The following is a 19403-nucleotide window of genomic DNA, read 5'->3' on the forward strand; positions in this document are numbered from 1 at the left end:
ATTTATTTAAAAGTCGTATTGAGCAGATAGCATGTAGTTTCGACCTCGACCAATAGTTGTGCCGCTATAGCTACCGCCGCCCTCGTATTGTTTATCGAGAACATTATTCACCTTAAATCGGAACGTTAGCTCGCTAGCGTCTTTCATTGGCATACGGTAAATTGCGCCCGTATCAACTAAGGTATAACCCGCTTTTTTGCCTTGGTTATTATCATCGTTACCGTAACGAGAGCCGACATAGTAAACCCCCGCGTTAATGTCGATATTGTCGTTAACTTCATAGTTACCCCAAGCGTTAGCGGTAAACTCCGGAACGTCGGCTGGCGTTTTCCCGTTATGCTTCGGTTGGCCTTTATACTTGGCTTTCATGAATTGCATCCCAGCCTTCACGGTTAGCTTGGCCGTTACTCGACCAGTAATCCCAGCATCAATACCCGTATGAATGCGCTTTCCGCCTTGGGTAGTAATACGGCTAATGCTTGGGTTATTTGGATCGTTATAGTCGCTAGTTACTGAGATATTATCTTTTACGATCTGGAATACTGATGTGCTAACTATTGCACGATTGCCAAAGATTTCTTGTTTATATCCTAACTCGTATAAATTCCCCGTTTCTGGCGAACGTTCCATCCCGTCATTGGCATCACGGTTACTATCAACCGGAGATTTAGGCATAAATGATTGAGAGTAAGTTGCGTAAATAGTTGAGTCAGGGTTCGGATGGAACATTAACGACGCATTAGGGATCACATTGTTATAAATCTTGTCAGAGCCTTTACCGTCACGCTTATCATTCGCTGAGCGATCCTTGCGGTAATGGTCAAAACGTAGACCTGCAAGCACTTGCCATTGCTCATTTAACGTGACCAAATCTTGAACATATAGGCCATAGGTTTGATGAGCATATGAGTTACCGTTTGCAGGATTCATAACCGCAGGGTTAAAGCCCGGCGTCGGCTTTGATGGATCTAAGCTCGCGGCTGTCTTCTTACCCCCCCAACGACTATTGCGGTTGTAAACGTGGTCGACAAGGTTTGCACCAATCAACACTTGATGGTTTATGCTACCGGTGTCGAAGTCGCCGTTAACGTCAACTGACGCAGTATGAACAGTGTATGAATTATCACGTTTGCCCGTTCCGAACGTATATTCGCCAGTTTTTGCGCTGTCTTTGTTTAGCTTAACGCTAGAGGTTCGCGCACTATTAGACATGTCTAAATAGTGATAGCTAGCCTTCGCTGACCAACGATCATTAATTTGATGAGACAGCTTAATTCCATAACTGTTTTCTTCTTTGGTATTATCTGACCAAGGCATATCAAGAATGGTGTCACGGTTTCCGATAATATTGCCGTTATCGTCAAAGTGAGCGCCGCTATCATTGTGTCCGTCTTGCGTTTTATGGTCATAGGTCAATGACAACATAGTGTCGTCGCTAATGTCATAATCCAACATGATCGCTAACAGATCACGATCAGTTTTAGGATGATTACCATCAGCATAATGACGCCAATTTTCTTTACTTTGTTTTGAGCCTATAAAGCGATATCGAAGATTTTCTGTCGCAGATCCGGTCGTATCGACAACAGAACGGAAGAAATTATCACTGCCGATATCTTGAGATATCATCGTGTGACGTCTTGCTTCTGGGGTCTTGGTTATCATATTAACCAAACCGCCTGGCTCTGACTGTCCATAGAGTAAGCCTGACCCTCCTTTTAGGATCTCGATATTTTCGTACATTTCGACGGGCTCTTGAATAAGAGAGTATTTTTGTTCGCCGTCTCTCAGATAACCTTCATTAGTGGTTAACTGGAAACCACGAATATAAAAGTTTTCGTGTCCGTCGCTTTCATGAGTTTGCACTGTCGAAGCATCATTTTTAAATGCTTTTTCTAGCGATGTTGCTTGTAAATCATCTAATAACTTTCGGTCTATTGTGTTTGTAGATCGTGGGGTCTCTAGCTGACTAACATCCATTTTAAACGCGGTATTTGTCGTTGAGGCTTTATAATCTGGACGCTCAGCCTTAACGACAACCTCATCAAATATCGAAGTATCGTTCGGATCCGACTCAGCGAAAGCAGAGAACGACAGGAAAGTCGAAGCGACTAAACATGCAACAGTAGATAACTTAAAATTATTCATAATTACAACTTTATTATGGTGACTTTTTGCCCGAAGGCGGCGGCATCTATTTGCGACTCAAAGGCTCTCAATCGCTTATAGATCGACATTAATTCGACGCAACTTGACCAGCGACGAATTAAAAATCGTAAAGAACTTTCAACTTTTGAATATGACGAGGTGATTTGTTTTAGAACACCTAGCGTTATAGCGGCTTGTAGAATTGTTGGGCTCATAAATATGTAAACAGTGAGCTCTGAATATTTACCATAGGCACTCGAGAAACTGTCAAACATCAAGTAGCCGCGATACATATTGAAATAATTATGTCGAACATCATTAAATAATGCTTTTACTGTTTGAGGGGCGGCTTTGTCGACATTGTCTTCACCAAGAACAAGTTCTTTTCTATATGCTGCTTCTACACGTTGATTGTTATATTCAAGTCCAGGAAGCTTTCGGCCAACATACATCAGGAACGCCATTCCTCCGAACGAGGAAATAACGGCAACGATAACCATCGAGTGCTCAACTTCGCCAAAGAATGGGATAACCTTTACTTTTTTTGATAGCTCCCACAGTAGTGGAATAAAGGTTGCCAAGGTCATAAAGTTTCTAAGGATACTGATGCCAAGATCTTCGACAAGTTTTGCAAATCTCATCGTATCTTCTTGGATTCGCTGGCTTGAGCCCTCAATGTGACGAATCAAACTCCAATGTGACATGTAATGTTCGTTCATTGCACAGCGCCAACGAAAAATCCAATGGCGGACGAAATAGTCAACGACGACAGAGATAACGACGTAAATACTTGTTAGTTTGAAAAAGTCGATGGCGGTGTTTTTAAAATCATTAATAGATACTGTATTTGGAGCGACTAAAGCGGCTTGAATAAGATCGTAAAATTCACCATTCCAATAGTTTAATTCGACATCGACACCAACACGAAGCCAGTTAATCAGGACGACAGCTGTAGTACCGTAAACCGACCAAAAGACCCACTTTTTATTAAGGTAAAAACAACGGAACATGAAAGTAGCCTCTTGGATTTAATTAAATGATAATAATTATCATTACCCTTTATTTGTGACAAATGTTAACCCAAGAAGCAACAAAGTTAAACTAGAAATTAAATTTTATTGACGATAAAGAATGATATTAAGGTGATGCTTATAGAGGTGTATTGGCTTTGCTTATTTGATGGCTAATATTGATATACTCAGTAACTTAATCATATTTCAGAGTAAATAGAGGGTTTTTATTAGGATTTATAGTGAGGGAGAGTTTACCGTTAACATAAATAGATGGTGATTTTCTTAGTTAAGATAACCACGTTTGAAAAACTGGGATGATGCAGGATGAAACTATAAATTGTTAACCTATAAGGTGCTAATTTTTATAGGGTAACTGCAAGCTTAGTCTAGGTATGTTTTATTATCTGGCTCCTCTCTAACGATAAACATTATAGTTTCTTCTGTTTTTAGGCTATCTATTGGGTGTTAATCGTTAACCTGAAAAACAACTAAATTTATAAAAATTAATAATAACTAAATCTAAGTAAGCATAACTAAATTACTTGAATCGCAGCACTTTTATAAATGAAATATATTATCAATTAAAAATCATAATCTTAATGAAAAAATACCTATTTATTATGAATAAAAAGTGTAACAAAAATTGACAATCAAACACAAATGCTTATTATTCTCATCTTCAGGTTACCTTGAGGTAACATTAATGGTGGTTTATTAGTTGAGGTCATCTTTGATGAACAGAAATAAGCTTGTCCTTGGGTTGTTATGTTTGGCTAGTACAAGTGGCGCTGTAAACGCTGCAAGTATTTATAAAACGGATGATTCTAAGCTTGAAATTGGTGGGCGAATTGAAGCAAGAGCAGAGAATCGCGATCACGATATTAGTGATCTAAGTCGAGCGAGAGTTAAGATTTCAGGCGAAACTAAGCTGACAGATACTATTAGCGGAATTGGTGTATTTGAACAGGAGTTTAAGGCCAAATCGGAAAAGACTCGTCATTTATACGTTGGTATTAAAGCTTTTTTAGATAATGGTTACGCAACACTTGTTTACGGTAAGACGGATGGCTCGATGAGTGCTGTTACTGATCTTACTGATATTCAAGCTGCTTATGGTGCGATAGCTGCTGACAAGTTCAAAGTCGGTAAGCGAGTTGCAAACAGTATTGCCGCCACTTATGCGAATGACTCCGGAACCACTTTAAACGCAAATTATGCCGGAGCAGAAGGGAAAGCCAAAGGTGACTTTGATGGCGGTTTTTCTATTGCTGGATCACAAGTAATTGGTGATAGCGGATTAATAGCTGGTATTGGTTATGCGAAGCAAGCCAAGGTTGAGAAGAAATCGAAACAGCAATTTGATATAGGTTTAGGTTACCAATTAGATAAATTATATCTTGGTGCTTTATATACGAAGCAGAAAGTTAAGGATAAGACCGGTAACGGTTATGACCTAGTTGCAGCTTATAAAATTAACTCAATCTATAAGGCAACTATTGGTTTCGGTGAATTGCATTTTGATAAAGGTGATGCCACTCGTGCAGTTAATACTGATATTACCGCAAAGTGGAATAAGCAATTTCGAACTTATGCCGCAATTAATTACGATACCGTTAATAACACAGTGCAAGAAATGATCGGCGTTCGTTACGATTTCTAATCTCTAATAAGGTTTAATATGACAACTAGTTTAAAAGTCTTAACTCTGACGTTAGGCGCGATCATATCTTGCTCTGCGCTTGCTGCTGATTATCCGATGACAGTGACAGATGTAACGGGTCGAGCAATTACTTTCGATCATGAGCCTGAGCATATTGCTTTAGGTACGGCGAGAAATTTCCCACTATTAGAGATCGTTTACGGTAAAGATGCCGGTAAGCATCTAGTCGCTATGCGTGATGATATGAAGAATTCAGCACCGAGTATGTATGAACTTTATGTTAAGCGTTATCCATCGTTAGCAAACGCTCACACTATCGGTAAGATTAGTAAAGGGCAGTTTGATGCCGAAGCCTTTATTAATATGAAACCAAAACCCGATGTGTTAATTATTGGTTTAGACAGTGCCAAAAAGGCGGAATCAACTGGATTAATTCAAAAGTTAGATGATGCTGGGATCAAGGTTATAACGGCTGATTTCCGTGATAAGACGATTGATAATACATTAAAATCTGTTACCACAGTTGCGAAAGCATTAGGACAAGATAAACGAGGTCAAGCATTCTCTGATTATTACCTCGAGCATTTAAATCATATTAAAGATGTGATTGCGAAGCATCCTGACATCAAGACTAAAAATGTTTTCTTAGAGACCGCTGCGGGCTACACGTTTGAATCTTGTTGTGACACATATGCTGGCGGTAATATGAGTGATTTTATTACCTTACTTAAAGCTGAGAATATTGCCACCAAGCCATTAAAAGGCGCTCATAAAGGTGTTATGTCACCAGAAACAATTATTACAGCTAGCACTGATGTTTATATTATGCAATCAGCAGGATGGATTGATAAAAAAACGGGTAAAGCTACGCATGGAATTCCGCTAGGTTATGCGATGAATAAAGAAGAAATTGCGAGCCAAACTGCAATGCTAATGTCGCGTGATTGGCTAAAAGCGACCAAAGCTTTCCAAACTAAGAATGTTTATGCTGTTTATAAACCGTTTTATAACTCACCTTATAACTTGGTAGCGCTCGAATATTTTGCTAAGTGGATTCATCCTGATTTATTTAAAGATTTAAATCCAGAAGCGACTTTTGAAGATATGAATAAAAAGCTCGGTAATAACGATGTAAAGGGTATCTTTGGCATCAATAACTTTGAAGCAATGTCCAATAAACTTTAAATTCAATTAGATTCAATCATATAGATATCAGATTGAATATACCTTTTGCTGTAAATATTTAGCCTCGTAATTGCGAGGCTTTTTATTGTTAACTTTAAGTTTTGTATTTGTTGTTTTTTAAAAGATATAAAAATGAATAGTAACAAAGAGATCTTCGATGATGAAAAAAGTTATTATATTAACAGCTCTGTTTTTATTTAGTGGTTGTGCAAAGAAGCCAATATTATCAGAAAATGCATCGCCTCACGGATTGAATGTTGCAGCTGCATCTTCTAAACATTGGGAGTTAATTAAACCAGGGATTTTAGTGAGTCCTGAATTAGAAGCCAGTGCGGGCAATAGTAAAGGTAAATTAATTTATTTCATTAGTAATGATAAAAAACTAGAGACAAAATTTGTTATATTCAATGAGATGGTTTGCAACATTGGAGAGACAAACTTTGTTAATACAGACGTCAATCTCGAACAGAAAGATATTGATGTTGCGATGAAGTGTTCGCAGCCAAACACATTATTAATTTACCCATCAGTGACTGGCAGTAAATATATAACTAACGAGTTAATCCAAAATCATTCGGTTAGGTTTGGTACATTTGTGATCCCCTCGAAGGGCTTTATTGACGGATTTTCGAAGGCTATTGATATTCGTTACGGAGGGACAGTATGATTTCACGTAAAATAGCAATTAAATTAGGTATATACGCGTTATTTATTTTTCTCGGTATTCTCATGAGATACTCTACTGATGATACTGTCGATAAGGTTATTGAGCTTGATGTATCGGCAAAGCAGCCTCAAATTGATTTGAACAACATGAGTGAAAATCCGTGGGGGGATGCATCAAAAGGCGAAATAACCTTATTTTAAATAATAAAAAGCCCCATTTATTGCGGGGCTTTTACTAATTGTTTTGTTTGTCTTGTTCTTCTTTCATTCGTTTAGCAATTCGAACAATTGCTTTGATATCCCGTTCTGAAATTATTCCGAGTAGTCCTTCGGCGATAGTTTGATTGGTTGAGGTATCAATCGAAATAAATCGTGAATTAGCTCCTGGCGCGATAGTAGGGACAAGATCTTCAACTTCACATCGAAAAACTTGGGTCATCTTTTCTAAAACATCGAGGTTAGGCATTGACCCCGTTTTTTCGTCGTCAGAAAGGTATCTAGTAACAGATGATCGAGATACACCTAATGCTCTGGCTAACTCAGCATGAGTCATGCCGTCGCGGTTCATGTACTTGATTAAGTTTTGTTTGAACGCTGCTCGTAACTCGATGTATTTGTCGTCTGTTCTTCTGAATCTCATTTTTATTACTCCCGTACAAAAATTCCCTAAAAAATAGGAGAACGATTCGGAGAAACTACCCATTTTTACTGAGTTTGATTTTGTTATTTAATTGAATCACTCCGAACATAAAGTATATACCTTTAAAACAACTGACGGCATAAAGTTTTTCTATTTTTTATAGGGTTTTTGAAAGATATTTTTTAAATATAGCACAAATATTCAACAACACTATTGTTATGTTTTTATAATAATTATTATTTTTTGTTTACTTTAAGGTGAGTTGTTGTTTTGTTTATTTTTATTATAATGTTGTATTATATGATTTTATTTAATAATTTGTGATTTTTAATAAAATTAAAATAATTAATAGTTGATTTTAAGGTAAACAAAATAGTGTTTATATTTCAGGGTTTGTTAGTGAAAGACAAGCCGTTTTCTTTTATTCGTTGCGGTATATTAGCGATAGCAGAATCGACGATTAAGCTTGTAATTATTATCAAGCTAACATTTTTGGTAACCTTTAGGTCGCAATGATGCATAATCTTTGATATGAATTAACTTACTTATGAGTGCTAGATTAGACCGTTATTGTCAATGCATCGCAGTGTTAACCTAACCTAGAATAGGTATAAGCTGGGATAGCAGAACAGCGTTTATAAGCCCCTCAAACAGGTGCAGAATAACTCTAGCTCATTGGCTAAATCGAACTCAAGAAATAGAGCAAAGATTTAATGTAGCGTTTTTCAGTGACGATTAAGGATCTGATGACTAATTAGGTTGTAACGCTATAAATATAATTGATGACGTGTGACGTTTAAGAACGATCTTTTGGGGATTTTTTGTTGATGAATACCCATGTTGCGAGGCACTCAACATAAGTTTGAATTGTTATTTGTTTGTGTGAGTTTTTAACATTTATTGGCAACAAAATGACTCCTCCAAGTTGTTATTGATCGGGTATTTTTACGTCTTGTTTTCGAGTAATGATATGGACCAAAATTTTACCATCTTCGTCGACTGATAGTTGTACAAATGCGTCATTGTTTACTTCATTTTGAGATGAATTTTTCAAGAGAAATCCTCTTTTGTTAGTGATGGTTTATTAATTGCCACTTACTATTATGAATAAGACAACAACAGATATTCAAGAAAAAATCTACAGAAAATGTGTCATAAATGGCCAAAAAACATGGGTGCTCTGGAATGCGATAGCGAGATATCAGCGTAAGATCATTATTATACGTAGTGGTTGCGATAGGAGTTGTGCGATTTAAGCACGTAGATAAAAGATAAAATATTTTTATAGCTTAAGTACGAAATATGTACAATTAATGTGAATGACGAGGACGTTTGTTTTTTATTGAGTAGTAAATGGAAAGCTAGCATTGGTTATAATGGCGACTTTATTCACTTTTATAGGGCATTAAATTAAACGAAATAAATGAAATCCTAAATTTTTCGGCTATGAAATATTTTGGTGTCGGGGGCTATTTTAAATAATATAACTCGACAGCTGATACTGATAATTTAGTCAAAGGATAACTATCATATTGAGGCACTATAAAAATCGAAACACGAATAATAGTTGTTAACATTTATTGGGGTTCGTTATCAATTCTGAAACTGATTAGTAGGTGCCTTAATTGGATATAATGTTTAATATCAGCGATGAAACATCGAGCTGTGTCGGCATGAGTAGGTGCTAAATGATCAACAAATTTGTACTTTCGATTAAATATAAAAAAAGGCTAAACATTAATGTTTAGCCTTATTAAATTAATACTTACTAATTATGAGCTCGTTATAAGAAAATACTCAATGTTGCTGCAATAGTGAAAGCGATGGTTCCTAATAACGTTTCCATTACTGTCCAAGTCTTAAGTGTTGTTTTCTCATCCATATCAAGTAGTCGACCGACTAGCCAGAAGCCTGAGTCATTAAAGTGCGATAATACTGTCGCACCAGATGCAATCGCGATTACGATAAAACATAAATCAAAAGCACTAAGGCCGGTAGTTGCTGCTACCATTGGAGCAATTAATGCAGCAGTCGTTGTTAAAGCTACCGTTGCCGATCCTTGAGCAACACGTAGTGCGGTTGCAATTAAAAATGCCGCCACAATAACAGGCATACCTGTATCGGTAAGAACACCAGCTAGCGCATCACCAATACCACTTGCACGTAATACCCCACCAAACATACCGCCAGCACCCGTTACCAGGATAACGGCACAAATAGGTGCTAATGAATCACCACATAGCTTTTCTAGTTTTGCCATGCCGTAATCTTTGGCAAATACCGCCAAACAGAATAGTAAGGTAATCATTAATGCGACAGGTGTTTTACCTAGCATACGCAAAATGTTTACCCAAGTTGACTGGGGATCAACCATGCCCATGACTGATAATGTATTCAGTCCTGTATCCATAAAGATAAGTACTAGTGGTAGCAGTAGAATTGTAATAACAAGTGAAAATTTAGGAAGTTTATCTTCATCAATAACACTTTGAGTTGCTAAAAATGCTTGGGGTAGCGGTAAATTAAAACGCTCACCAGCCCATAAACCATATAAATAAGCACCTAAATACCAAGTTGGTAAGGCAATCACCAGACCAACAAAAGTTAATAGTCCAATATTAGCGCCTAATAACTCACTGGCAGCAACTGGGCCTGGGTGCGGTGGCAGAAATGCATGCATCACGGCAAAAGCACCGGCAACAGGTAATGCATATTTAATAGTCGAGCCGCCAAACTGTTTAGCAACACTAAACAGAATCGGCATCATAACAATCAGTCCCGCATCAAAAAAGATTGGGAAACCAAACAGTAATGAAGCGACACCCAGTGCAAACGGGGCTTTATCTGAACCAAATCGGCCAATGAGTGTGTCGGCTAATACTTTTGCGCCACCAGTCACTTCTAGAATACGACCAATCATGGTACCGAGACCAACGAGAAGTGCAACAGATGCTAGCGTGCCACCAAAACCAGACATCATTGTTGGTACGACTTGATCAGCTTGCACGCCAGTAACAACTGCGGTTAAAAAGCTTACTAATGTCAGCGCTAAAAAGGCATGTATTTTAAAGCGCATAATGAGGATCAATAACAGGGCGATTGAGCCAGTAGCAACTAATAATAAGAATGTAGGATCTTGCGTCATACAGGATTTCTCCAGCAAAAATTAAAATTGAGGTAATAACGTTCTGTTTTTTTTATTGTGAATAACTTCACACACCGCGAAGTTACGGGTAACATGTTACCCGTAACATGGTAACTTACAAGCAATTCGATAAGCCCGTATCCAAAAATGAGAGGAAGGTAGAATAAATGACAGGCAGAAGCATCATTGTTATGGGCGTGTGCGGTTGTGGCAAATCAACAATCGGTGAAAACATTGCTAATAAGCTCAATGCAAAATTTATTGATGGCGATGATTTACACCCTAAAGCAAATATTCAAAAAATGGCAAGTGGTACGCCTTTAGAGGATATCGATAGAGCACCGTGGCTTGAACGTATCCGTGACGCAGCCTATAGCATTGAAACTAAGAATGAAACGGGTGTAATTGTTTGCTCTGCTTTGAAAAAGAAATATCGCGACCAAATTCGTGAAGGCAATAAAAATGTACAGTTTATTTTTCTTGATGGTAGCAAGTCACTCATTTTAGGTCGAATGCGTGCGCGCCAAGGGCATTTCATGCGTGAAACCATGCTGGATAGCCAATTGGAAACATTAGAAAGACCGGATCAAGAAGCTGGCGTATTTACTATTTCAATCGATGGTTCTATCGATAACATTGTGGATGCTGCTGTTGCCGTATTGGTAGGAAATATCAATGAATAAGATTATTACTCGTATTACTCAACGAATTAAGCAACGCAGTGAGATCAGTTACCGTCAATGGTTAGATATGACATTAGCGATGGTCAATTCTGGTCGAGGTCGTCGTCAGTTATCTTGCGGAAACTTAGCCCATGTTGTTGCGGCTAATTGCTCTCAAGAGAAAAGCTCGATTTTAGATTTGTTACATTCAAATCTTGGTATCGTAACAGCCTATAACGATATGCTAAGTGCACATCAGCCTTACAAATTTTACCCTGATATTATCGCAGAAGCATTGCGACCGTTAGGGCATACCTGTCAAGTTGCTGGAAGTGTTCCTGCAATGTGTGATGGTATTACTCAAGGGCAACCGGGCATGGAGCTGTCGCTCTTTTCGCGCGATATTGTTGCTCAAGCAACGGCGATTTCATTAAGTCATAATGCGTTTGATGGCACATTATTACTCAGTATTTGTGACAAAATTGCACCGGGCCAATTAATGGGTGCGTTATCATTTGCTCATTTACCGACGGCTTTTATTCCTGTTGGCCCGATGGGTACAGGGATCAGTAATGATGAAAAAGTGACTGTTCGTCAGCAATATGCGGCAGGATCGGCAACCAAAGAAACCTTATTAAATATGGAATGTCAGGCGTATCACTCTCCAGGTACCTGTACATTTTATGGGACGGCGAATACCAATCAATTAGTTCTTGAAGCGATGGGATTAATGCTTCCAGGATCTGCTTTTGTGGCTCCAAATAGTGCGTTACGCCATGCTTTAACTCAAGCGGCATCATGTAAAATTGCGGCTATGCATAGCCAATCACAACAATACCGCCCTTTATATGAAGTCTTTACTGCGGAAAGTCTCGTTAATGGTCTTGTGGCTTGGCTAGCTTCGGGAGGAAGTACCAATCACAGCTTACATATGGTTGCTATTGCTCGATGTGCTGGACTTATTTTAACTTGGGATGACATTAGTGAGTTATCTGATGTGGTTCCGTTATTAGTACGTATGTATCCAAATGGCCCTGAAGATATTAATGCCTTTCAACAGGCAGGCGGGGTGCCAGTATTAATGAAAAATCTGCATGCGTTAGGATTATTAAATACCAATGTTAAGACAGCATTTGGCGAGTTTGCTGACTTAATGACGACGCCGATTGTAAAAGATGAGCAGCTGGTTTGGGTTCCTTGCGGTGATAGTACCAATACTGAGGTGTTGGCAATACCGACACAAGTGTTTAGTGGTAGCGGTGGGTTAAAAGTATTGAGCGGTAATATCGGTAAATCAGTCATTAAAGTATCAGCCGTTGCGACTGAATATCAACAGATAACCGCACCAGCAAAAGTTTTTCAATGCCAAAATGAAGTCGAACAAGCATATAAAAATGGCGAATTAAATCAAGATGTTATTGTTGTTGTGACTCATAACGGCCCCGCAGCTAATGGTATGCCGGAATTACATAAATTAATGCCTATTTTGGGGAATATTCAAAAGTTGGGTTATCGTGTCGCGTTAGTTACAGATGGCCGACTATCTGGCGCATCAGGTAAAATAGCGGCGGCAATACATGTTACTCCAGAAGCTTTTTGTGGTGGTGAAATAGGCTTGATCAGAGATGGCGATATGATTGAGTTTGATGCCGTACGTGGCGTACTTAATGTTAATGCTGATTTGTCACTACGTCATGTGCCTGAGTTTACTTACCAAGATCAACCACAAACCTGGGGCCGAAATTTATTCGCAGGTTTTCGTTCTCAAATTTCAAGTGCTGATACTGGCGCGACTATTTTAAACTGATTTAGCATAAGGATATAAAATGAATTGTTGGCAACTAGACCCTAAAGACGTATTTAAGGCATCACCTGTTGTTCCTGTTATGGTTATCGAAAAGCTAGAGCATGCGCTGCCGATGACACAAGCATTACTCGATGGTGGGATAACAGTCTTTGAAATTACATTACGCACACCTGTAGCATTAGAGGCTATTCGTATCATTGCAGCAGCGATGCCGGAAGCAATGGTGGGTGCTGGAACGGTATTGAACTGTGAGCAGTATGATGCTGCTGTCGCCGCGGGTGCAAAATTTGTTATTTCACCAGGAATGACACCTGAATTATTAGCTCATGCTAAAAAAGGTCAAGCACCATTAATTCCTGGAGTGAGTTCTCCATCTGAAGTCATGCAAGCACTTGAACTTGGCTATCAACAGCTTAAATTCTTTCCAGCAGAAGCCAATGGCGGCGCGAAAGTATTAGCGGCAATTTCAGCACCATTGCCACAAGTGAGCTTTTGTCCAACGGGTGGTATTAGTCCAGCAAATGTTGATCAATATAAATCACTACAATGTGTAGCAACAGTAGGCGGTTCTTGGATGCTACCTAAAGATCTGATAGATAATGGCCAGTGGGATAAAATCACCCAGTTATCAAAACAAGCCGTAGCGTTACTGAGTTAATAGTATTTAAAGCGCATGATGTATTAGCATGATGCGCTTTAACCTAAGCTATCCCCTAAAAAGATTGAATAACCAATATTATTAATGGGTTTGGTTATCTTTTTATTTGATAGTTTTTTTAATAGTAACTCTGCCGCCATTTTACCCATTTGCTCTCGTGGTGTTTCAATACTGGCTAATGTGGGTGAAATAGCTTTACCTATATCTAATGCATTACAGCCAGCAATCGCAATTTGCTGTGGTATGACGATATGACGTTCTTGGCATAACATCATGGCACCAATTGCTAAATCATCATTGGTACAAAAAACACCATCTAATAATGGGTAGTCCAGAAGTGACTTTGCCATTAATAATCGCCCTTGAGTAAAGCTTGAGTGTTCTTCTGTAGCAATCATGATCGGCGTTAAGCCATTTTCGGTTATGGCGCGAGTATAACCATCGCAACGTAATTGAGTACGACGATCCATCCGCGCGGCAAAATACACAATCTGACGACGTCCACGCGCTATCATGAGTGATACCATTTCATAAGCAGCTTGCTCATGATCTAGGCCAACGACAAGCTCAATCGGTTTTTCCGGCAAATCAATCGTTTCTACAACAGATACCCCTGCTGACTCGATCATTTTTAATGTACGTTGAGTATGAATGCTTTCCGTTAAAATTAAGCCATCAACGTGATAGGACAATAAAGAGCATATTTTTTTCTCTTCTTCTTCGGGGCTATAACCGTAGTGGGTAATTAAGGTTTGGTAGCCTTGTGCTTTAGTTACTGCTTCAATTCCTTGAATTAAAGAGGCAAAGACTTGGTTAGAAAGGGAAGGAATTAAAATGCCAATCGCTTTACTATTACGGTTAGATAAAATATCCGGCGCTCGACTTGGTACATAACCCATTTCTTCAATCACAACGGCTATTTTTTCTCTTGTTGCAACCGCCACAGAGTTTGGATCGCGTAAGTAGCGACTAACCGTCATTTTGGTAACACCAACGTGTGAAGCAATATCATTCAGTGTTGGACGATGTTTAGGTATTGAAGACATAAAGTAGCCAAATCGAGATTTATTAAAATAGTCTAACATTTTATTAAGATAGACTCATAATGATTAAGACAATGTAAAGCAACAACTCTCATATTAACGAGATCTAAAAAAGGCCGCTCAAGCAACCTTTAACAAGATATTTAAGTGTTGTTACTCTAGATACCTTTTATCATTTTTTGTAACAGTAACAGCATTTGTTGCTGTTCATCAGTCGATAATGGGCTAAGAAGGTTGTGGTTAACAGTAACCGGCACTGGTAATAAATGATGGCCATCTTTTGTGAGATAAATACGGAATGAGCTATGGCTATTTGGATCATTGCGTCTTTCTACTAGCCCTAGTTTTTCCAACTTATCTAATGTACGAGGTGTGGTTGAATTCTCAACTTTAGATTTTTCTGCAATTTCTCGTTGAGTAACTCCTTCCTTTTCCCGTAATTACATCATCGTTGGCCATAACGCAGCAGTAAGACCGTAGGGTTTGATGGCTTCTTCCCTTTATTTGCAGGTACTCAAGCTCTTGATTCTGAGATTAAACAACGTCAGCAGGTGTTTTCAAATATTGAAATATTGTCAGAACAAGGAATGGAATCATCTCAAAGCACCTGCCGTTTATTGCATTTAATGGGTTGTTAATTTTATTGCCCTGTGCGGTTTATTTATATCATTTGGCAAGTCTGAATCAGTTTGACAGTTGGCTTTATATTGTGCAGGTAGTTGAGTTGATCGCTGGATTTATTAACTTAATATTGATGACATTAAATATTCGTGATGCCCACAGGTTAAGTCGGTAAGGTAATGGCAATTTATCGTATAACTTTATAAATATTTCTGATGCCTGATTCCATTTTTATTCTAGCAGATGAATTTGCAGAATGAACAGAGATCTTTGGTGGTTTAAAGTTTTGAGTATAAACAGCTTCTTCAATCCATAAGATTACATCGTAGCCTGTTCCACGCTCATCATCTCCTAAATCATGATCAATACTTATCTCTGTAACATGACCTGTTTTTAATAGCTTTATTGCTTCATCTGGCCAATATACTCTTATCCAACTATTAGGTGTTACTCGTTCATCATCAAGAAAGACTTTCAAGGTAAACCTCTATAAATTAGTGACTTTTTTATCAATAAAAAACAGGTAATATTTAAAAATTCTTATATCGAGAACTTATTATAATACTTGAGTTAGCTATAAAGACTAGATTTTTATAAAAAGTTATAGAGAGAAGATCCATTCTTTTTTAAGTAATAGTTCTTCTCTCTATTTTAAGTGTTTAGATATTCATAGCGATCTATTGGATAAATTTAAACCTGATAATTTATCTTTTAAAAGCTCAATAGCATTTGGATTATTCCAGTTAACCTCGATTAACTCAGTACCCATTTTGCGACATGCTTGAGGTAGTACTGCATCATGAAATGCACTTATATCTTGTAAATATCTTAATGATAATGTCATTTCCTCTGGGCGTGCCCTTTTTTTCATTCGTTGATAAGCTATTTCAGGTTTTGTTTTTAAATAAATACAATAATCTATTGTTGGATAATCATGAATTTTAGCGATTAGATGCTTATAGCAATCCATATGTTTCGCAGCATCTTCAATTGTGTTTTCATAGTTTGACATGCAGGCATGAGTAAACACTAGATCACTTAATAACGATCGTTCAATAATATAACAATTATTAGGATTTAGGTTTTTTAATAAATTAGCTCTTTGTGTTGTGATGTAATATTGGAAATTATTTCGAGCATTTACATCCGCTGGATTAAAGCTAAATAATCCTAACAATCGTTGGAATTCAGGATCTGAATCTACGGGTTCTAAAATAGTAGTCGCTTGTAACATTGCTGCTAATTTAGGTAATAATGTTGATTTACCTGAGGCAATATTACCTTCGATACATATAATGAGTGCTTTTTGCATGAGTATTGTTCTCTATTTTTTACCTGAGAATAATATGTCTTTTTGCTTATTTTTATTCGACCAGAAATTAATATTAAACTGAGCATCATCTGATAACTCAATACGATGCCAGTATTGTGGTGGGCTGGTAGCAAATTGACCCGCATTTATTTCTACCCGTATTTCAGGTTCAGTTGCAGTACTATTTGCAAAGCCATAATAAATAACTTGACCCTCCATGACACATAATTGACCAAATACATCTTCAGCAGTGTTGTGATGCGATAAAAGTACTGGTGGTACGTTTTTTTTAGTAAAAAATGATGTTGAACGTTGAATTGTCCAATTTTCTGGAATTCTCAAATGACTCATATAAACCTCAACTTTTTAATTCAAAAAAAACATGTATTAATAATACATGTTTAAGTTGATAGTTCAATGTAAATGATAATTTTTATCATTAAGTTGTTCGTCTTGGTACGAAAATCATCGCTATCATCATTGGGCGAATTTAATCATTTATTATTTATCTATCTGTTTTTTTATTGTTTTTTATTGGTGTGGGAGGTGGTGTTATATCTTGGGTAGAATGTCTTAATGTTAGAGTGAAATGTGAGCAAGTAAGATTGGTTTGCTGAGAGAAGAATAGATTTGTTTAACAGGTTCTGTATGTCATACAAAGGCCGCAGTGGGTGCGGCCTTTTGTTTTAAGTAAAAGATGTTAATCAACTGGTCAACTGGTCAATTGGTCAAGTTTGTCATAACTACGCAGTTTATAATTGAGGATAGATAATACCCAACAACCAATGAATATTGCGATAACAGCAATACCAACCATACCGAAGTGATCGGTCATTAGATTAATAGCATCCCAAAAAGAACCCGTTAACTTTAAACTTGATGCTAGTGCGCTAAGTGCTTCTAAGCCACCAATGATGACTGCGACAATGACTGATATTCCAGTGATGGTCATATTGTAATAGAGTTTACGTGACGGTTTTGAAAACGCCCACCCATAGGCTCCGACCATGACTAGATTATCAAGGGTATCAATTAATGACATGCCAACGGTAAATAAAATCGGGAAGATCATGATTAACCAAATATTCATCCCTTGAGAGGCATTGGTCGCTGATAATGCTAATAAGGTAATTTCACTCGCGGTATCAAAACCAAGTCCAAAGAGGAAGCCAATAAAATACATATGCCAGCTTTTATTTATAAATTTAAATGAAAAGTGGAAAAGTTTATTTAATGGTCCGGTTAATTGAATATTTAAATCCGCATCGGATGGGCGAATACCTTGTTTATAGGCATTAAATTTTTTATAGACCGATAGAAATATACGAAGGTTGATATAGGCCATAATTAATAAAAATAAAATTGATACGCTCGTGCCAATAATACCGCCAATATCACTAATAAAAGGGATTTTTGATTTAAAGGTGCCAACGGTTAGCGCAATTGCTGCTGCAGCTAACATTACAATCGTTGAATGACCTAATGAGAAAAAAGTGCCGATAGTGATTGGCTTTTTACCTTGCTGCATCATTTTACGGGTAGTGGTATCAATTGCCGCAATATGGTCAGCATCTACCGCGTGACGTAAGCCTAATGACCATGCTAAGAGTGACATTCCAAGCATTTCAGGGTGTTGATGAAAGGCAATTACCGCAATTACCCAGACGGTTATATTGATAAATATAAGGCTAGATACCAGCCATATCGCATTTTTTTTGGTGTTATCGCTGATTTTCATTAGATGTAGTCTCTAATATTTGTTGTTTATAATAAAAAGTTACGCTGCGAGGGTGAGTAAAATTTACTGTTTATCAACAACACAAAGCAAATATAATATCTCTGTTTTTAATAATAGTTATCATTCTCTTTTCTTTAATTGTTATGTAAATTTAAGTATTGGTATCATGTGATTAAGTTTATTATTTTCATATGGTTATCATTTTTAAATGATGGTTTTAATACCATGTTTTATGTGTGCTTATTATTTCTCTGTCATTATAAACATCCCTAAGGCGGATGTATTTATTTTTTGAGGGTTGTTATATATCAAAAAGTAGCACAGTATATTTTGGCTCTTTAATTTGATAATTAGTTTAAAATAATAAATAAAGGTGAATGTTATGTCAGTAACAGCTGAAGGAAAAAAAGTATCAATTTCAGGTTCATTTCCACAATCAGGGCAGCAAGCGCCTGAGTTTACACTTTGTGCCGCTGATCTAAGTGATTTAACACTCAGCTCATTAAAAGGAAAGAAGGTTGTTTTAAATATCTTCCCAAGTGTTGATACTCCAACTTGTGCGATGAGTGTTCGTGCCTTTAATAAAGCTGCTGCAGATGTCACTAATACAGTGGTAGTGTGCATCTCCGCTGATTTACCGTTTGCAACTAGTCGTTTCTGTGCTGCTGAAGGCATTGAAAATGTTAAAACAGCGTCGTTCTTCCGTGCGCCTGAATTTACCCAAGACTACGGCGTTAATATTAATGCCGGTCCTTTAAAAGGCTTAGCGGCTCGTGCGGTGATTGTTATTAATGAGGACGGACAAGTCATCTACAGTGAGCTTGTTGCTGAAATTAAAGATGAACCAAACTATGAAGCAGCAATAACGGCTTTACGCTAAAATTATTCCCCTATAGCCCATAGGCTATGGGGGTCTTTAGCTTCTATTTTGTTCGGCTTCGTTTATTATTACGGCTTATTCTTTTTATAGAAAGATGCGTTTTAAGATAATAGCCATACCCATAAAGCAATAGTTATCCCTATTTATAGTGTTAATAAAAATCATAAAGCAAACGATTGCCTTTGGTTTTTTTTCAGGTAAAATCCCGCCATCTTAAATTCTGCT

Annotated in this window: 18 protein-coding genes and 1 pseudogene; 8 read left to right on the top strand and 11 right to left on the bottom strand. The window is 37.5% G+C overall.

Annotated features, from left to right (window positions below; all coding sequences use genetic code 11):
• Nucleotides 1–6: 6 nt before the first annotated feature.
• Together C0W29_RS02655 and C0W29_RS02660 are read right to left on the bottom strand one after the other, a co-directional pair.
• Nucleotides 7–2148, bottom strand: coding sequence for a TonB-dependent siderophore receptor (locus C0W29_RS02655; RefSeq protein WP_045045636.1), 2142 nt, complete (start codon nt 2146–2148; stop codon nt 7–9).
• A gap of 2 nt (nt 2149–2150) precedes the next feature.
• The gene (locus C0W29_RS02660; RefSeq protein ID WP_052671716.1) at nt 2151–3158 is read right to left on the bottom strand and encodes a putative transporter; all 1008 of its coding nucleotides are present in this window, start codon (nt 3156–3158) and stop codon (nt 2151–2153) included.
• 736 nt (nt 3159–3894) lie between these two features.
• Between C0W29_RS02660 and C0W29_RS02665 the strand changes: the two genes are divergently transcribed.
• From C0W29_RS02665 to C0W29_RS02680, 4 genes are all read left to right on the top strand, one after another.
• The gene (locus tag C0W29_RS02665; RefSeq protein ID WP_045043703.1) at nt 3895–4821 is read left to right on the top strand and encodes a porin; all 927 of its coding nucleotides are present in this window, start codon (nt 3895–3897) and stop codon (nt 4819–4821) included.
• A gap of 18 nt (nt 4822–4839) precedes the next feature.
• The gene (locus C0W29_RS02670) at nt 4840–6006 is read left to right on the top strand and encodes an ABC transporter substrate-binding protein (protein ID WP_045045635.1); all 1167 of its coding nucleotides are present in this window, start codon (nt 4840–4842) and stop codon (nt 6004–6006) included.
• A 157-nt stretch (nt 6007–6163) separates the two neighbouring features.
• On the top strand, nt 6164–6673 hold the full coding sequence (locus tag C0W29_RS02675) for a hypothetical protein (RefSeq protein ID WP_045045634.1): 510 nt from the start codon (nt 6164–6166) through the stop codon (nt 6671–6673).
• Between the two features lie 62 nt (nt 6674–6735).
• On the top strand, nt 6736–6873 hold the full coding sequence (locus C0W29_RS02680; protein ID WP_158260011.1) for a hypothetical protein: 138 nt from the start codon (nt 6736–6738) through the stop codon (nt 6871–6873).
• A gap of 34 nt (nt 6874–6907) precedes the next feature.
• Here the strand turns inward: C0W29_RS02680 and C0W29_RS02685 are convergent, their stop codons facing one another.
• The 3 genes from C0W29_RS02685 to C0W29_RS02690 form a co-directional block, all read right to left on the bottom strand.
• Nucleotides 6908–7312, bottom strand: a complete 405-nt coding sequence (locus C0W29_RS02685) for a helix-turn-helix domain-containing protein (RefSeq protein WP_052671715.1) — start codon at nt 7310–7312, stop codon at nt 6908–6910.
• 928 nt (nt 7313–8240) lie between these two features.
• Nucleotides 8241–8366, bottom strand: a complete 126-nt coding sequence (locus C0W29_RS21895) for a hypothetical protein (protein ID WP_258179209.1) — start codon at nt 8364–8366, stop codon at nt 8241–8243.
• A 729-nt stretch (nt 8367–9095) separates the two neighbouring features.
• Entirely contained in the window at nt 9096–10457 is a 1362-nt protein-coding gene (locus C0W29_RS02690; protein ID WP_036791829.1) for a GntP family permease, read from the bottom strand.
• 167 nt (nt 10458–10624) lie between these two features.
• Between C0W29_RS02690 and C0W29_RS02695 the strand changes: the two genes are divergently transcribed.
• The 3 genes from C0W29_RS02695 to C0W29_RS02705 are packed head-to-tail and all read left to right on the top strand — an operon-like array spanning nt 10625 to nt 13584.
• Nucleotides 10625–11140, top strand: a complete 516-nt coding sequence (locus C0W29_RS02695) for a gluconokinase (RefSeq protein WP_045045633.1) — start codon at nt 10625–10627, stop codon at nt 11138–11140.
• Nucleotides 11133–12926: a phosphogluconate dehydratase gene (gene edd / locus C0W29_RS02700; protein WP_045045632.1), complete on the top strand. Its 1794-nt coding sequence runs from the start codon at nt 11133–11135 to the stop codon at nt 12924–12926. Before C0W29_RS02695 ends, edd begins: the two co-directional genes overlap by 8 nt.
• Before the next feature lie 19 nt (nt 12927–12945).
• Nucleotides 12946–13584, top strand: a complete 639-nt coding sequence (locus C0W29_RS02705) for a bifunctional 4-hydroxy-2-oxoglutarate aldolase/2-dehydro-3-deoxy-phosphogluconate aldolase (RefSeq protein ID WP_036791834.1) — start codon at nt 12946–12948, stop codon at nt 13582–13584.
• Between the two features lie 38 nt (nt 13585–13622).
• Here the strand turns inward: C0W29_RS02705 and C0W29_RS02710 are convergent, their stop codons facing one another.
• The 6 genes and pseudogenes from C0W29_RS02710 to C0W29_RS02735 all read right to left on the bottom strand — a co-directional run bounded on the left by C0W29_RS02710 (nt 13623) and on the right by C0W29_RS02735 (nt 18298).
• Nucleotides 13623–14630 carry a substrate-binding domain-containing protein gene (locus tag C0W29_RS02710; protein WP_045045639.1) on the bottom strand — a complete coding sequence of 336 codons (1008 nt, stop codon included), beginning with the start codon at nt 14628–14630 and terminating at the stop codon, nt 13623–13625.
• Between the two features lie 155 nt (nt 14631–14785).
• Nucleotides 14786–15115, bottom strand: a pseudogene (locus C0W29_RS02715) (MarR family winged helix-turn-helix transcriptional regulator).
• A gap of 320 nt (nt 15116–15435) precedes the next feature.
• A complete protein-coding gene (locus tag C0W29_RS02720; RefSeq protein WP_045045631.1) occupies nt 15436–15726 on the bottom strand; it encodes a cyclic-phosphate processing receiver domain-containing protein in 291 nt (96 codons plus the stop codon).
• Nucleotides 15727–15915: 189 nt separating this feature from the next.
• Entirely contained in the window at nt 15916–16560 is a 645-nt protein-coding gene (locus C0W29_RS02725; protein ID WP_052671714.1) for a deoxynucleoside kinase, read from the bottom strand.
• 12 nt (nt 16561–16572) lie between these two features.
• Entirely contained in the window at nt 16573–16911 is a 339-nt protein-coding gene (locus tag C0W29_RS02730) for a DUF1971 domain-containing protein (RefSeq protein ID WP_036791838.1), read from the bottom strand.
• A gap of 361 nt (nt 16912–17272) precedes the next feature.
• On the bottom strand, nt 17273–18298 hold the full coding sequence (locus C0W29_RS02735) for a HoxN/HupN/NixA family nickel/cobalt transporter (RefSeq protein WP_036791840.1): 1026 nt from the start codon (nt 18296–18298) through the stop codon (nt 17273–17275).
• 382 nt (nt 18299–18680) lie between these two features.
• Here C0W29_RS02735 and tpx point away from each other — a divergent pair, with 382 nt between their 5' ends.
• Nucleotides 18681–19178: a thiol peroxidase gene (tpx, locus tag C0W29_RS02740; protein WP_036791842.1), complete on the top strand. Its 498-nt coding sequence runs from the start codon at nt 18681–18683 to the stop codon at nt 19176–19178.
• The last annotated feature ends 225 nt before the right edge of the window (nt 19179–19403 follow it).

The organism is Photobacterium kishitanii (genome assembly GCF_003026355.1).
GTDB classification, from domain to species: Bacteria; Pseudomonadota; Gammaproteobacteria; order Enterobacterales; family Vibrionaceae; genus Photobacterium; species Photobacterium kishitanii.